The sequence below is a fragment of the Candidatus Chlorohelix allophototropha genome, from assembly GCF_030389965.1.
GTDB classification, from domain to species: domain Bacteria; phylum Chloroflexota; class Chloroflexia; order Chloroheliales; family Chloroheliaceae; genus Chlorohelix; species Chlorohelix allophototropha.
In genome coordinates, this window is sequence record NZ_CP128400.1 from 2,105,389 (window position 1) to 2,121,066 (window position 15,678).

Annotated in this window: 14 protein-coding genes; 11 read left to right on the forward strand and 3 right to left on the reverse strand. The window is 50.7% G+C overall.

Features of this window, described 5'->3' with window-relative positions; all coding sequences use genetic code 11:
- The first annotated feature begins 28 nt into the window (after window positions 1–28).
- Together OZ401_RS21665 and OZ401_RS21670 are read left to right on the forward strand one after the other, a co-directional pair.
- A complete protein-coding gene (locus OZ401_RS21665; protein ID WP_341470616.1) occupies window positions 29–2,443 on the forward strand; it encodes a tetratricopeptide repeat protein in 2,415 nt (804 codons plus the stop codon).
- Complete coding sequence (locus OZ401_RS21670) at window positions 2,410–2,592, forward strand: hypothetical protein (RefSeq protein WP_341470617.1); 183 nt, start codon at window positions 2,410–2,412, stop codon at window positions 2,590–2,592. Before OZ401_RS21665 ends, OZ401_RS21670 begins: the two co-directional genes overlap by 34 nt.
- A gap of 101 nt (window positions 2,593–2,693) precedes the next feature.
- Here OZ401_RS21670 and OZ401_RS21675 read toward each other — a convergent pair whose 3' ends face one another.
- Window positions 2,694–3,266, reverse strand: coding sequence for a copper chaperone PCu(A)C (locus OZ401_RS21675; RefSeq protein WP_341470618.1), 573 nt, complete (start codon window positions 3,264–3,266; stop codon window positions 2,694–2,696).
- Between the two features lie 352 nt (window positions 3,267–3,618).
- On the opposite strand from OZ401_RS21675, the gene OZ401_RS21680 reads away from it, so the two are divergent.
- The 5 genes from OZ401_RS21680 to OZ401_RS21700 all read left to right on the forward strand — a co-directional run bounded on the left by OZ401_RS21680 (window position 3,619) and on the right by OZ401_RS21700 (window position 6,599).
- On the forward strand, window positions 3,619–4,089 hold the full coding sequence (locus OZ401_RS21680) for a nucleoside deaminase (protein ID WP_341470619.1): 471 nt from the start codon (window positions 3,619–3,621) through the stop codon (window positions 4,087–4,089).
- Between the two features lie 297 nt (window positions 4,090–4,386).
- Window positions 4,387–5,922 carry a pyridoxal phosphate-dependent decarboxylase family protein gene (locus OZ401_RS21685; RefSeq protein WP_341470620.1) on the forward strand — a complete coding sequence of 512 codons (1,536 nt, stop codon included), beginning with the start codon at window positions 4,387–4,389 and terminating at the stop codon, window positions 5,920–5,922.
- A 2-nt stretch (window positions 5,923–5,924) separates the two neighbouring features.
- Window positions 5,925–6,392: a MarR family winged helix-turn-helix transcriptional regulator gene (locus tag OZ401_RS21690; protein WP_341470621.1), complete on the forward strand. Its 468-nt coding sequence runs from the start codon at window positions 5,925–5,927 to the stop codon at window positions 6,390–6,392.
- A 38-nt stretch (window positions 6,393–6,430) separates the two neighbouring features.
- A complete protein-coding gene (locus OZ401_RS25845; protein ID WP_341471845.1) occupies window positions 6,431–6,484 on the forward strand; it encodes a hypothetical protein in 54 nt (17 codons plus the stop codon).
- Window positions 6,468–6,599 carry a hypothetical protein gene (locus OZ401_RS21700; protein WP_341470622.1) on the forward strand — a complete coding sequence of 44 codons (132 nt, stop codon included), beginning with the start codon at window positions 6,468–6,470 and terminating at the stop codon, window positions 6,597–6,599. The genes OZ401_RS25845 and OZ401_RS21700 overlap by 17 nt, the downstream gene beginning before the upstream one ends.
- A gap of 124 nt (window positions 6,600–6,723) precedes the next feature.
- Here the strand turns inward: OZ401_RS21700 and OZ401_RS21705 are convergent, their stop codons facing one another.
- Complete coding sequence (locus OZ401_RS21705; RefSeq protein ID WP_341470623.1) at window positions 6,724–7,824, reverse strand: hypothetical protein; 1,101 nt, start codon at window positions 7,822–7,824, stop codon at window positions 6,724–6,726.
- Between the two features lie 405 nt (window positions 7,825–8,229).
- On the reverse strand, window positions 8,230–9,042 hold the full coding sequence (locus tag OZ401_RS21710) for a phosphatidate cytidylyltransferase (RefSeq protein ID WP_341470624.1): 813 nt from the start codon (window positions 9,040–9,042) through the stop codon (window positions 8,230–8,232).
- A 153-nt stretch (window positions 9,043–9,195) separates the two neighbouring features.
- Here OZ401_RS21710 and OZ401_RS21715 point away from each other — a divergent pair, with 153 nt between their 5' ends.
- The 4 genes from OZ401_RS21715 to OZ401_RS21730 all read left to right on the forward strand — a co-directional run bounded on the left by OZ401_RS21715 (window position 9,196) and on the right by OZ401_RS21730 (window position 15,569).
- A complete protein-coding gene (locus OZ401_RS21715; protein WP_341470625.1) occupies window positions 9,196–10,131 on the forward strand; it encodes a HEAT repeat domain-containing protein in 936 nt (311 codons plus the stop codon).
- Between the two features lie 513 nt (window positions 10,132–10,644).
- Entirely contained in the window at window positions 10,645–12,015 is a 1,371-nt protein-coding gene (locus tag OZ401_RS21720; RefSeq protein WP_341470626.1) for a nucleotide sugar dehydrogenase, read from the forward strand.
- A 156-nt stretch (window positions 12,016–12,171) separates the two neighbouring features.
- Window positions 12,172–15,447, forward strand: coding sequence for an FxSxx-COOH system tetratricopeptide repeat protein (gene fxsT, locus OZ401_RS21725; RefSeq protein ID WP_341470627.1), 3,276 nt, complete (start codon window positions 12,172–12,174; stop codon window positions 15,445–15,447).
- Window positions 15,429–15,569: a hypothetical protein gene (locus OZ401_RS21730; RefSeq protein ID WP_341470628.1), complete on the forward strand. Its 141-nt coding sequence runs from the start codon at window positions 15,429–15,431 to the stop codon at window positions 15,567–15,569. The genes fxsT and OZ401_RS21730 overlap by 19 nt, the downstream gene beginning before the upstream one ends.
- Window positions 15,570–15,678 lie beyond the last annotated feature (109 nt).

Here is a 15,678-nt window from a genome sequence, read left to right on the forward strand (position 1 = left end):
GCGTTTTAGCCTTGTCGGGGATAATGCCTTGAGCGATAACTTTTCCGAGCGCGATTCTTATAAAAGACAGCTTGAAAACCACCGAAAGAACCTTGCCACCCTTCAGGTACAGTTAGCCGGATTCGGGCAATTTAATGTCCCTGCTCATATTCCCCTCCAAATTGGCGACATCGAAAAAGAGATTGAGCGACTGGAAAGCTTGTTGGCGTTGCCCTCGTCTGAAAATCGTATTTTTCAGGTGCCGCATCAGCGCAACGCCTTTTTCACCGGACGCGAGGATTTGTTGGCTGACCTCGAAAAGGCGCAGACTTCCGCCATCACTCAGCAAGCGGTGGCTGGCTTGGGCGGTGTTGGCAAAACCCAAACGGCGGTGGAATACGCCTACCGCAATAAAACATGTTTCGAGTTGGTGTGGTGGGTCAACGCCGAGTTCGCGACTTCTCTGCGCTCTGACCTTGCCAACCTCGCCTATGCCCTCAAGCTGGCGACCCCCGGCGCAACCGAACAAGAAGAAGTGATTGCCCTCGCCCTCCAACACCTACGAACCTGCCCCACCCATTGGCTGTTGGTGCTGGACAACGTGGAAGAACCCGCCCATATTCTGCCCTATCTACCCGGTAGCGGCAACGGGCAAACCCTGATTACTTCGCGCTACAATGGCGATTGGGGCAAGAGCATCAAGCCTTTGCCAGCCCAAATATGGGGGCAGAGTCAAAGCGTGCAGTTTCTGGAAAAGCGCGTGGGAAGAGCTGACCCCGCTTTCGAGGAGTTGGCGCAGGAGTTGGGGGGCTTGCCGCTTGCGCTCGAACAGGCAGCCGCCTACATGAACGCGAAATCCAAGAGCGGGGAATCGTACCTAGAGCTGTTCAAGAAGCGGAGGCTGGAATTGCTGAAGCGGGGCAATGCGCCGGAGGGCTACCACAACGACACGGTTGCCACCACATGGGAGATTTCGTTCAAGGCGTTGGGGGAGGCAAACCCGGCAGGCGCGGAATTGCTAGAGTTGTGCGCGTGGCTAGGAGTGGCGGAAATCCCCTTTAGCCTGTTCCTTGAGCATGCGGACAAGTTGCCGGAGCGATTGGCGGCAGCAGCAGGGGATGAACTGGATTGGGACGAGGCAATTGGGGCGATAAAACGCTATTCGCTGGCGGAGGTGAGCGAGAAAGGGCTGACGCTGCACCGCTTGGTGGGGCTGGCGCTGCGGACGGCGCAAGGCACGGACACCACCCGACTGGAACAAGCGGCGGGGCTGCTGCATGCCGCTTACCCCTCTGGGGATTTGAGTAAGAAAATAGAGCTGTGGGAGGAATACGGACAGTTGCTGGAAGCGGGGCTGGCGGCGGCGGGCTACGCGGAGGAACGGGGCGTGGCTTTGGCAGATGCCAGTTATCTGTACAACCAGATTGGGACTTATATATACGGTGCGAGAGCGGATTACCGACAGGCGCGGAACTATTTCCAATGCGCCCTTGCTATTCGGGAAAAGTCGCTCGGTTCAGAACATCCGGATGTGGCTGAAAGCCTGAACGACTTGGGAATGGCGCTACAGGCGATGGGTGACCTGCCCGCTGCCCTGCCTTTGTACCAACGCGCCCTTGCTATTCGGGAAAAGTCATTCGGTTCGGAACACCCTGATGTGGCGCAAAGCCTCAACAACCTTGGGATGTTGCTAAAGGCGATGGGCGACCTGCCCGCCGCCCTGCCGCTTCTCCAACGCGCCCTTGCCATTTTTGAGAAGCAGTTGGGCGAGTTCCATCTTTCTTTGGCGACAGGCTTCGCCAGCCTTGGGAGCTTGCTAAAGGCGATGGGCGACCTGCCCGCCGCCCTGCCCCTTCTCCAACGCGCCCTTGCCATTTTTGAGAAGCAGTTGGGCGAGTTCCATCCCGATGTGGCGACCAGCCTCAACAACCTTGGGAGCTTGCTACAGGCGATGGGAGATTTACCCGCCGCCCTGCCTCTCTTCCAACGCGCCCTTGCCATTTGGGAAAAGCAACTTGGCGCAGACCATCCTAACGTGGCAAGTTGCTGCAACAACATGGGGTTATTGCTACAGGCGATGGGAGAATACGCCTCCGCGCTGCCGCTTTTCCAACGCGCCCTTGCCATTTGGGAAAAGCAACTTGGCGCAGACCATCCACAGGTAGCGACTGGTTGCAACAACATGGGGTTATTGCTACAGGCGATGGGCGACCTGCCCGCCGCGCTGCCGCTTTTGCAACGCGCCCTTGCCATTCGGGAGAAGCAGTTGGGCGAGTTCCATCCCGATGTGGCAAACAGCCTCAACAACCTTGGGGCGTTGCGGTATGAGATGGGGGAACGGGCGGAGGCGGAGCGGTTGTTCTCCCGCGCTCTGGAGATTTTCACCAAGAAGCTCGGTTCACAACATCCTTCTACCCAAATCACGAAGAGATGGTTGGCGCAGGTGCGGGGTTCGGGTTCGTAGGGGCGTTGGTTAATACCGGGCGCATCGGAATGTGCCCTGCTGCCTGTACCCTGAAAGGGTATGCCCCGGATGGGGGATACCCCGAACGGCGCAATGATACGTTGGTTTGGCACAAACACGGGGATTGTGGCACACACACGAACCGATGAGATTCGGGTTCGTAGGGGCGTATTTGAATACGCCCTCTGGTCTATTTACGAATTAATTTCTTAAAGTTCCCTAGTCCCTTGTCTCCGAGGTAGGTTCGTGGTTAGGAGGCGCGAACCTCAGCCTCGACTATCACCTTACCGGCTTTCTCAAAGTTCAGTGTCACGGACACTTTCTGACCAACCGTTAGTGGTTGCTTGACTCCGATTAACATGATGTGCAGACCGCCGGGAGCAAGCGTCAGCGAACCGTTCGCCGGTACGGGCGCAGTTTCGGCAAGCACCATTTTTGAATTGACAAAGGTGTGAACTTCAACCGCATCGGCAATGCTGGTTTGTCCGCCCAATAGCTTGTCGGCTTCTGCGCCACTGTTATTGATGGTCAAAAACATCCCGGTCGAGACCATCGCGCTTGCGCCGGGAGTACCCATCGCCATTGTGGTGGCGGCAGCGGTGGTAGCCATTCCACCCGCCATTGTGGTAGTAGCCGGTTTGGGAGCGTTGATATACGCGCCGCTAACCTGAATCTTTCCGGCAGCAGCGGCAGTGGTTGCGCCAGCGGCAGTAGTGGCAGCCGCAGTAGTGGCGGCAGGCACCGGAGTAGCAGTATTATCACCGCAAGCCGCCAGCACTAAAAGTAATACCATGAAAAATGAACCTGTTTTGAAAAAGCGCATCAAAAACCTCCAACTAGTAATTGTAACTTTGCATCAACATATTTATATCGATGATGGACTTCATAAAGGCAGAAAAATCCATCGTAATGCCACGTGGGTAAGTACAAACAGGCGCATTATTGCTAATCCTACAGGCTAAGTTTAGCCCAAAGTTTCACAACCCCTTAAATTGTAAAATTGAATACATTTTAGAGCTATAGTACAAATTATAAAAAAGAACTATAAAAGAACTATTTGTGAATACTAATGGGCTAGATATTTACGTTTATGAAATCCGTCACAAATAATGGAATAATTCCATCATTAATGGCGGAATTGCCTTAGTACACGGTTGCGCTTATAATCTTACTCGATGAAACAACATGAACTTTACATGCGCGAGGCTCTTTGCCTAGCGGAAGAAAGCGTGCGAGAGGGCGGCGGTCCCTTTGGGGCAGTGATAGTGCGCGATGGCGAAATCATCGCGGCTAGCGCAAATTCGGTTACGCTCACCCACGACCCCACCGCTCACGCCGAGGTTAACGCCATCCGTCTCGCCTGTGCCAACCTACAAACCCATAACCTATCGGGCTGTGTCATTTATACTTCCTGCGAACCCTGCCCAATGTGCTTGGGCGCAATCTACTGGGCGCGTTTGGGCGCGATTTACTACGCTAACACCCGCACCGATGCTCAGGCTATCGGTTTTGACGACTCCTTTATCTATGATGAAATAGCGCGTCCGCTAGAGCAGCGCAAAATCCCCATGACCCAACTCTTGCGCCAAGAGGGGTTAGAGGCATTCGAAGAATGGCGCTTGAAAGCGGACAAAAGCGAGTATTAGCTCTGGTGCAACCTGCTACTGTTGGCGAACTCCTAAATATTTCTATTTTCTCCAATTTAGGTCAAAAACCGAGCATTTTTATTGCTTTTTGCCTTAAATCGCTCCAAAAAGTGCTATTTTCAAACCCTTTTCATAGGTAAAATTAGTTCGCCAACGGTATCAAAAGTGGGACAGAACCAATTTTTACCCTTACTTTGCTTACACTCCAGTGTGACCTGATTTGCAATATTTTGGTTTATGATGTATATACATCATAAGTTACAAGTATATATCAAAGGAAAGGATAAGTTCTACTATATGATCTCGTCACCTGATCCCAATTCTGTATTTTCTGAAGATATAATCGAGCAAACCCTCGATCCTGAAAACTGGGAAGATCTAAAAAGTCTGGGTCACCAGATGCTTGATGACATGTTCGATTTTCTCCAGAATGTCAGGGAACGCCCGGTCTGGCAGCCCGTTCCGGCAGAGGTCAAACAAAAACTAAAGGCTCCTTTACCCTTGGCGGCTGAAGCGGCTGGTGACGTTTATGAGGAGTTCAAAGAACTGATTTTACCTTACCCTACCGGCAACATCCATCCCAGATTCTGGGGATGGGTTATGGGAACCGGGTCTCCATATGCCATGTTGGCTGATATGCTTGCCTCCGGAATGAATTCGCACGTAGCCGGGTACGACCAGTCAGCCGCTTACGTGGAAGAACAGGTTATTCGCTGGTTGGCAGAGCTACTCGGGTTTCCGGCTACTTCGTCCGGAGTGCTGGCAAGTGGTGGCACGGTTGCTAACCTTCTTGGCTTGGCAGTTGCGAGGAATGTCAAAGCCGGATTTGATGTGCGAGCGGAGGGGCTGCAACAGCCTGCCGTTACAAGAGCAGAACTTGTGGTTTACTGCTCAACTGAAACCCATAGCTGGGCGCAGAAAGCAGTCGAGCTTATGGGGTTGGGGGATAAATCCTTAAAACGAATTTCGGTTGATGCCTTATACAAGATTAACCTGGCTGAGCTGGAAGAAACCATCCGCCGGGACAAAGCACAGGGGAAAAATCCCATATGTGTGATTGGCAACGCGGGGACTGTTAACACAGGCGCAATTGATGACCTAGAAGGGCTTGCCAGGATTTGTCGGCAGGAAGGTTTGTGGTTTCACGTTGATGGCGCCATCGGTGCTCTGGTAAAGCTTACGCCATCTCAGGCAGGGTTGGTTTCCGGATTGGAACTGGCAGATTCCCTGGCTTTTGACCTGCACAAGTGGCTATACATGCCCTACGAGGCAGGCTGTATACTAGTCAGGGATAGAACAGCCCATCAAAGTGCTTTTTCCATAACCCCAAGTTATTTAACCGCCTTAAACCGGGGTATTGCCGCCCAGCCCTTGGAATTTGCAGCCAGAGGAGTGGATCTTTCAAGGAGTTTTAAGGCTCTTAAGATTTGGTTTTCTCTGAAAGTTCATGGTATAGATTTATTCGGACAATTGATTGAACAGAATATCCGTCAGGCAGCCTATCTTAAACAATTGATTGAGCAGGAACATTTGCTGGAACTGCTGGCACCGGTAGAACTGAGTATTGTCTGCTTCCGTTTTAACCCCTCAAGCCAGGAAAGTCTTGATGCACAGCTATTGGATCGGCTCAACCAGGAGATATTATTGCGGCTGCAAGAAAGTGGTAAAGCGGTTCCTTCTGGCACTCGCATACAGGGCCGGTTTGCCATTCGAGTAGCCATTACCAACCACCGCAGCCGCAAAGAAGACTTTGAACTGCTTTGCCAGTTGGTAGTGAATTATGGACAGGAATTGCTGGCAGACAGTAAATTTCTCGAGGAAGGAAACGGGTAAAAATGAATAAAACAGAAACCCCGCCTGAGTTTGCCAGGATACAATGCGCCTGTACCAATCTAAAAATGGCTTCCAGAGTGGTCGGCAGGGCTTATGATGCTTTTTTGGCACCGTTTGACCTCAACGTTACTCAATATGCCATTTTGGTAAACGTATCGCGCTACCAACCCGTTTCGCAAATGAAGCTGGCAGCACATTTGAACCTGGAACGAACCACGCTTTACCGGGAAGTGGCGCCTTTGGCGAAAAAAAAATGGCTCAAAATTTCCGCCACATCCAAAGGTGTTACCAAAACTCTGGAGCTTACCCCGTCAGGGCAGGAAGTGGTGAAACAGGCCATAGTTGAATGGGAGAAAATTCAAAATGGTTTTACGGACAATTTTGGCAAGGAAAGGTGGAATGAATTTTTGACCACCCTTGAAGAAATACGGGAATATTTTTCCTTTAGAAACTTAGGAGTTCCGCTATGAGGATCGGGTTTATCGGGGTTGGGGTGATGGGTGAGCCTATGGTCCTTAATCTCTTAAAAGCGGATATCAAGCTAAATGTCTGGTATCTATGATGAAATGGCGCGTCCGCTAGAGCAGCGCAAAATCCCCATGACCCAACTCTTGCGCCAAGAAGGGCTAGAAGCGTTCGAGGAATGGCGCTTGAAAGCGGACAAAAGCGAGTATTAGCTCTGGTGCAACCTTCCTGAGAACCGCCGCAAAGTCGAGAGCGCTACCAACGCCGGGATGGGAAATATAATCACACCATCCGGCTTTTGTCTTACTTTTTTCTCCGCGCTAGAACTGTAACATTTTAGGGCGCAGTCGAGAGATAAGGAATCTTAAACAAGTTGTTTTTTACGATTTGTTCAAGTGTAGCTTTTGAGTCAAATAATGTTTTCGAATAGGGTCCGCCCCCTACTTCAGCGTAGGCATTGGTAATTGCTGCAAAGGTTGTTTCGGTGGGCCATCTAAGATTCATATCATTAAATACTCCTCCAAAACATTGTGTCCAGTTTAGATATATTTCTAACGCCGGTAATTCTTTTGACACTTCAGGGTCATTATTTGTATTCCAATTCTTTTCCATTTTTGCAATGCCTAGGGGGTCAAGAGATATTGTCATAATTACTTCGTAGCCTGTCTCAAGGGGATGCGCGAATACCCCATAAAGAGTACTCAAACCGGGTATAGCTGATACTGCCCCATCTTTTGGTTCGTTTGAGGTAATCATAACTGAAACTTGTTTGACTTCCGAAAGTTTCATTTTAGTTCGATTTGGTCTTTGTGAGCCGATTTCTAAAGAAGTTCCGCTATTTAAATTAAAGTTGTTAATATATTTCACTGCGCCGGGGTCTGTTTTTGGATCAAAGGTATCCATCCACGATGGGTTTAGTCTATTGCGAAGAGCCATACTATTTACCCCAAAATACAGAGCTAAAGTCTGTTGTAGCGCAGCATCAGTATACATGTCACTAAAGGCAATTTTGGTAGCAGCAATCTTCAGGGTAGTAAGACTTTTATTTTGCGCAAGAACAGTGCTTCCATTTGGGGCTAAGTCACCGATATAGCCAATATTAACCTTCATCTTTACGCCCGCTACCGTCACATCCCGACTGCCGGTTACTTTTTCACGAAAGGGCATTTGCTCGTAAATCTGTTTTTCGCTAATATTTGGACCTTCTGGTGTGGGTATTTCAGTTGCTGCAAGGGTGGTAGCGGTTGGGGTTGCCGCTATTGTAGGAGTCGCGGCAAGGGTTGTAGGTGTAGGAGTTATTGCGCTTGTGGTAGCGGTAGGAGTAAATGTACTCGGCTGAACCACAACAGGCGTTAGAGTTGCTTCCGTAGCCCCGCACGCTCCCAGAGCTAATACTATCAACAGCATAAACGCTTGAAATATATTTAATAACCGCATGCTATGTGTGCCTTTCTTGGCGCGTTCATATTAGATTAGACAAACTTGTGCAACGTAAAAAGCTTTAGCGCACCTCAATTAGCTACAAGCGAAAAAAAGGTACAGACGTAAGCCAAGTTGAGTATAAATTAAAACAAGTTGGTTAATATTTCGGTAAAAATAATGCTTAAAACTTTTAAATAAGAAAAAAAGCCGGGGGTAATTCACACAGCCCGGCTTTTAGAAAGGGGTCTCAACACGATCTGAGATAGCTGAGAACACACTCAGCATCCACTTTTATTTTAACTCAATTATTTAAACTATTTATAAATATTACCCTAAATTTATATATGAATATTCTAAAGTATTTGTAAAAATAATTTAATGACACCTGTGCTAGAGGGACGCATTCCGATGCGCCAGATTTTAGCTGTACACCAGCTTGAAAAGATAAGTAAGGGTGAGGACTATCAGCAGCGCGTCAATGCGGTCGAGCAAACCGCCATGACCGGGAATGAGCTTGCCCGAATCTTTCGTATCGAAGCGCCGCTTGAACCACGACTCGAACAAATCGCCGCAGATACCGCCCACCGCCAGCGTCAGCCCAAGCGGAATAGTATAGTAGAGCGGAATATGCAGAGCCAGCACACCCACCAGCGTAACCCCAACCATGCCCGCCACCGCACCCCCGATTGCGCCTTCTATGGTTTTGTTCGGGCTGATTTTGGGGGCAAGCTTGTGTTTTCCCAGTAAGCGACCAACAAAATATGCGCCCGTATCGGTACCCCATGTACCCACCAACGCCAGCACAATCCACCAGAGTGATTCGTTGCTATCGGCGCGTAAGGTAGCGGCAAGCCCTAGCGGCAAGGCGGGATAAAGCGATCCCAACAGGCTGATGCCCCAATTGGTGAGGTTACGGAGCGCGGGTTCGTTCGAATTGACAGGGCGTACCAGAATGATTGCGCCGGATATAAGGGCGTAGAGCGCAGTTGCCAGCAACATCAGGGGCAGCGAGTTGAGGTATCCGGCGAGGCATAAAAACGCTGCCAGCCCATAGCCTAACAACCGTACAGGATTAAATTTGTAAGGCGAGCGCACCGCCATATCGTAAAATTCAAATGCGCCGATTACCGCACCGATTGCGGCGAGCAAGGCAGTAGTCTCCACGCTAAAGAACAAAAATAATAGAACGAGCGGGACGAGCACCACCGTGCTCAATATCCGCGTGACTAGCATGCCAACCTCTTCTCAAAAATAATAGCCGCAGCCCACAAAGCTTCTGCCAAAATTATAGCATGTGCAAGCCGCTACTGCTTAAGCTCTACTCCTCTTGCGATTTATGTTAAAATTATTCGGTATGTTGGAAATTTATGATGGAGAACACTATAAATGGCAGAAAAGAAATCTTATAACGAATATCTGGCGATGCTTGCCGATGAAGAGCAAAGCCTGAGCAAACGCATTATTAAACAATTTTCCAACCTTGAATCGGAACAGCAAGCGCAATTCGAGCAAGCGTGGGGTACTTTCTCGGTAGAGCGGCGGCGCGAGATAGCCGAAGCGCTGGTAGAATATGCCGAAGAGCAGGTAGAGGAAGATTTTAACCCGCTCTTCTTATATATGTTACGTGACCCCGATGCTAAGGTGCGGGTTATCGCGCTCGAAGGGCTGTGGGAATACGAAGAACATAATATGCTGCGTATGCTCATTCCTTTGATGGAAAGCGACCCCTCCGAGGAAGTGCGCGAAAAAGCCACCATAAGCATGAGCCGTTTCGCGCTACTGGCAGAACTGGGCAAGCTACCCAGTCGCTGGAACAAGAATGTGCATGATAGTTTAATGACCCAATTCCAGAAGAAAACCAATTCGCTGGAAGTGCGGCGGCGTGCCTTAGAAGCGCTTGGCTACTTTTCGCAGGATGAGCAAGTGCGCCAGTTTATCGCAGAAGCGTACCAAAGCGACGACGAGTTGTTCAAATCCAGCGCATTGGCGGCAATGGGACGCACGGTGGACAAACGCTGGTTGCCTGAAATCGGGCAGGAACTGAGCAACGAATCGCCCGCCCTACGCTACGAAGCGGTACGCGCGGCAGGCGAACAAAGCAGCACCGAACTGCTTACCCCACTGCTCAGGCTCACCAGAGACCACGACCCGGAAGTGCGCTTGGCAGCAATTTGGGCGTTGGGACAGGTGGGCGGACAAGAAGCCACCCGCACCCTGAAAGTTCTTGCCGAGAGCGAAAGCACCACTATACGTGAAGCCGCAAAGGAAGCATTGGCAGAGATTGTCTTTAGCCAAAACCCCCTCAATGTAATTGATTATTAGCCGGAATAGCGGCGCGCACCCTAAGTATCCGACCCGGTACGCGCCGTTACCTCATTTCGATTGAGCAATACCCCGCCACAGTCGAGTAATAATCAAATCCCTAATCCCAAGAAACTCTTATTAAAATATTTTTATTAATCTTCTTTTTAACATTGACAACCGTAAATTATGATGTTACCATGAGTAATTAAATAGATTACAGTGCCTGCCTAAAGGTTTACTAAAATTTATCTAAATGCTTTATTAATAAGTCTGTATTAACAGCAAAGAGTAAGTTTGCATTTCAGCCTGAAATATCCTCCAAATTGTGAGATATACCTCTACTTTAATAGCAATTAAAATGAGAAAAGTGTAATTTAAAAAGCGCTTTTTCAATAAAAAGTTTATTTCTAGCTGAACATGCATAATTAAATATATATTAAGATAATCCGCACCTAGTTGGGTTTAAGGTGCTAGAGGCTAAGGGTAATTAGCCGTGGGGTCGTTTCATTGAGTGGAGTTGGAGGGACTATTTTGTATTGGTCTGAATTAATTGAGAAATTTGAACAGCAAACTGCGCTTATCGGCATTATTGGGTTAGGAAATACAAATTTGCCGCTGACGAGGCTTTTTGCACAAGCAAAGTTTAAGGTGTTCGGTTACGATGTAAGGCAAGCGCTTGTTGAGGAATTGCGCGGCGGTGTATCGTATAATGCAAGTATCACATCCCTCGATCTTATAAAATTGTTGGAATCGGGTTTGTTCCACCCTACCGCTAATTTTGAAGAATTGCGGGATGCCGATGTTTATATAATCTGCCTCCCTACCACCCTTAATAAAGAGCGCAAGCTCGACCTCAGCTATATTGAGAATGCTGTCGAAGCGTTGCTTGAAATCTGGGAACCGGGCAAACTGATAATTGTCGAATCAATTCCCTATCCCGGCGCTATCGATGAGCTATTCTTGCAACCCTTTAGTAAAAGGGGCTTAATTCCTGACAAGGATTTCTTGCTGGCGCTGAGTCCTGAACGGGTGGAAGAAATTGATAAAAAATACGAGTTGTCGCAAATTCCAAAGATATTAGGCGGCATAACCCCACTCAGTAGCAAAATTGCTACTACCCTTTACAACATGGTGTTTGACCAAATAATTCCGGTCTCAAGCGTGTTGGCAGTCGAATTGACCGAGTTGCTAGAAACCAGCTACCGACTCGTCAATACCGCCCTGATAAACGAGTTTGATGAGCTTTGCCAACGGCTGGGAGTAAGTACCACCGAGATAATTACCGCTGCTAAATCCAACCCGTCCGGCTTTAGAGCTTTTTCTCCGGGTTCTGGGAGGGTTAGAGATTACCCCCCGATGGAATTTCACAATAAAAACAACCTCTCCAATTATGAGCCGCGCTTGGTGGGGCTGGCAAATGAGATTAATCGTGACCGTTCCCGCCAGTTAGTTTACCGAATTATGGAAAAGTTGAACCAGTTAGGCAAGCCCTTAATTTGGGCGAAGGTTCTTGTACTAGGAATTGGTGAGCAGCTTGAAAAGTTCGGGATGTGGGACTCCCCTTCGGTTACGCTGATTGAAGAGCTTATGCTGAAAGGGGCGGTTGTTACCTACAGCGACCCCAATGTGCGGCAAATTACCCTGCAAGATGGACGCGAACTTCAGCACAATCACTTGAGCAGATTGCTATTGAAAGATACCGATTTGGTGGTTATTACCATCCCTTATTCGATGTTCAATTACCAATTGCTAACCGAATTTGAGGATAAAGTGCTGGATGTCAGCGGGGTTAATGATACAAAGCCGGAAGTTATCAAGCTGCTACGCGAAAAAGAAACTACCTTAGTATATCAACCCTTGTCGGTCAGCTCGACCGCTAACGCAAAGCGAAACGCTTCGTAAGAAGCCATAACAAAAGGGCGCATTCCGGTGCGCCCTTCTTTTATTGCCCCAATCCCCTGAGATTTGTGCTTGTGCCAATCGCGCTTTTCCCGCTATAATAATCGCGTAGTTTAGCGATGGTTTAACCTGCGTTTTAGCCTTGCCGGGGATAATGCCTTGAGTCAGCACGAACCGCAAAAACATTTCTTCATCAGCTACAACAAAGCCGACAAGGGTTGGGCGGAATGGGTCGCTTGGCTGCTTGAGCAGGATGGCTACTCCCTCACCATTCAAGCGTGGGATTCGCTGCCGGGTACTAACTTCGCGGTTTATATGCACAACGCGATTATTTCCTCGCAGCGCATTATCGCTATCCTCTCTGATAATTATCTGAACTCGCTTTACACTCTACCGGAGTGGGCAGCTTTTTTCACCGATGACCCCACCGGAGAGAAACGGCTGATTATCCCCGTGTTAGTGGCAGAGTGCGACTCTAAGAAGCTCGGCTTGCTCAAGTCGCTCTCTCGCATCAAGCTGCTCGGCAAGGAGGAGGCGCAAGCGCGCGAGGAATTGCTCGAAGAAATTCGTAAAACCCTCAAAGGTACGGGCAGACCGGATACCGCCCCGCGCTTCCCCGGAATGGTGCAAACCGCTAACGATTCTAGCCCTGCCCCGCGCTATCCCGGCACGTTCCCGCCCATCTGGAATCTTACCCATCAGCGCAACGCCTTTTTCACCGGGCGCGAGGATTTGCTGGATGCCCTCGAATCGGCGCAGACGAACGCGATTACTCAAGCGGTGGCGGGTTTGGGCGGAGTGGGCAAGACCCAAACGGCGGTGGAATACGCTTACCGCAACAAAGAGCGGTTCGATTTGGTGTGGTGGGTCAACGCCGAGTTCGCGACTTCCCTGCGCTCTGACCTTGCTGATCTCGCTTTCAAGTTAGGCTTGGCAACGCAAGGCGCAACCGAACAAGCCGAGGCGATTGCCCTCGCCCTTCACTACTTACGCACTTGCCCCACCCATTGGCTGTTGGTGCTGGATAACGTGGAAGAACCCGCCGACATTCGCCCTTATCTACCGAACGGCGGCAACGGGCAAACCCTGATTACCTCGCGCTACAACGGCGATTGGGGCAAGAGCATCAAGCCTTTGTTTGCTCAAATATGGGGGCAGAGCCAGAGCGTGCAGTTCCTTGAAAAGCGCACAGAACGCAGCGAAGCAGCTTTCGAAGAATTGGCGCAAGAGTTGGGGGGCTTGCCGTTGGCGTTGGAACAGGCAGCCGCCTACATGAATGCGAAATCCAAGAGCGGGGAATCGTACCTAGAGCTGTTCAAGAAGCGGAGAATGGAATTGCTGAAGCGGAGCAATGCGCCGGAGGATTACCACAACGACACGGTTGCCACCACTTGGGAGATTTCGTTCAAAGCGTTGGGGGAAGCGAACCCGGCGGGAGCGGAGTTGCTGGAGTTGTGCGCGTGGCTAGGAGTGGCGGAAATCCCCTTCAGCCTGTTCCTTGAGAATGCGGAGGAATTGCCGGAGCGGTTGGAAGCAACGGCGGGGGATGAACTGGACTGGGACGACGCAATCGGGGCGATAAAACGCTATTCGCTGGCGGAGGTAAGCGGGGAAGGGCTGACGCTGCACCGCTTGGTGGGGCTGGCATTGCGGACGGCGCAAGGCACGGACACCGCAAGGCTAGAGCAAGCGGCAAAGCTGCTGTGGGCGGCTTACCCTGATGTGGAATTTGAGACGTGGGAGGATTGCGGGCGACTGCTGGAAGTGGGGATGGCGGTGGCGGGCTACGCCGAGGAACGGGGCGCGGCATTGGCAGCGGCAAGCTACCTGTACAACCAGATTGCGCTTTACCTGCAAAATGCGCGAGCGGACTACCGGCAAGCGTTGCCCCTCTTCCAACGCGCCCTTGCCATTAGTGAGAAGATGCTAGGGTCTGAACATCCTACCGTTGCCATTCGCCTCATCAACATGGGGGGCTTGCTTCGGGAGATGGGAGAATACGCCTCCGCCCTGCCCCTCTTCCAACGCGCCCTTGCCATTGATGAAAAGGCGTTAGGCGCAGAGCATCCTGACATTGCCACAAACCTCAACCACCTTGGGAGTTTGCTACAGAATATGGGAGAATACGCCTCCGCCTTGCCCCTTTACCAACGCGCCATAGAAATTGGAGAGAAAACGCTAGGCTCTGAACATCCTGATGTGGCTGTGTGGTACAACAACATGGGGGTCTTGCTAAAGGCGATGGGAGAATACGCCTCCGCCCTGCCTCTTTACCAACGCGCCATAGAAATTGGAGAGAAAACGCTAGGCTCTGAACATCCTACCGTTGCTACCCGCCTAAACAACCTTGGGAGCTTGCTACAGGATATGGGCGACCTGCCCTCCGCCCTGCCTCTTTACCAACGCGCCCTTGCCATCCGGGAGAAACAGTTGGGCGAGTTCCATCCCGATGTGGCGCAAAGCCTCAACAACATGGGGGACTTGCAAAGGGATATGGGAGAATACGCCTCCGCTCTGCCCCTCTTCCAACGCGCCATAGAAATTGGAGAGAAAACGCTAGGGAAGGAACATCCTACCGTTGCCGCCCGCCTCATCAACCTTGGGTTATTGCTACAGGATATGGGAGAATACGCCTCCGCCCTGCCTCTTTACCAACGTGCCCTTGCCATTGATGAAAAGGTGTTAGGCGCAGAGCATCCCGATGTGTCTTCCAGTCTCAACAACCTTGGGAGCTTGCTACAGGCTATGGGCGACCTGTCCTCCGCCCTGCCTCTCTTCCAACGCGCCCTTGTCATTAGTGAGAAAACGCTCGGTTCTGACCATCCCACCGTTGCCATTCGCCTCGGCAATCTGGGAGGATTGTTAAGGGGCATGGGACAACTGCAAAACGCCCTGCCTCTTTACCAACGCTCTCTTGCTATCCACGAAAAACAGTTGGGTGAGTTCCATCCTTACGTTGCGATAGGTTGTTACAACCTTGGGAGCTTGCTACAGGATATGGGAGACTACGCCTCCGCCCTGCCTCTTTGCCAACGCGCCCTTGCTATCCGGGAGAAACAGTTGGGCGAGTTCCATCCCGATGTGGCGCAAAACCTCAACAACCTTGGGTTATTACTAAAGGATATGGGCGACCTGCCTGCCGCCCTGCCTCTCCTCCAACGCGTCCTTGCCATTGATGAAAAGGCGTTAGGCGCGGAGCATCCCGATGTGGTGAGAGATCTCAACAACCTTGGCGTGTTGCGGTATAAGATGGGGGAACGGGCGGAGGCGGAGCGGTTACTTTCCCGCGCTCTGGAAATTTGCCTCAAGAAGTTCGGTTCGCGGCATCCCGATACACAAAATACGGCGGAGTGGTTGGAAGAGGTGCGGGGTTCGGACGCAAAACAAGTAGGCAAGCAAAAGTTCAGGAAGATTAAGTGGCAGCGAGGGGAGTAGTTAAAACCGGGCGCATCGGAATGCGCCCCTACCCGGACTACCCGGACGGTGCAAATATACGTTGGTTTGGCGCAAACATGAGGGTTCGGCTCGGCACGGGCGGGGGAGATTCGGGTTCGTAGGGGCGTATTCAAATACGCCCTCCGGATGGGTTAATTACCGGGCGCATCACGATGCGCCCCTACGAATTAACTCTCATAAGATTTGGTTCGGGTTCGTAGGGGCGTGGCT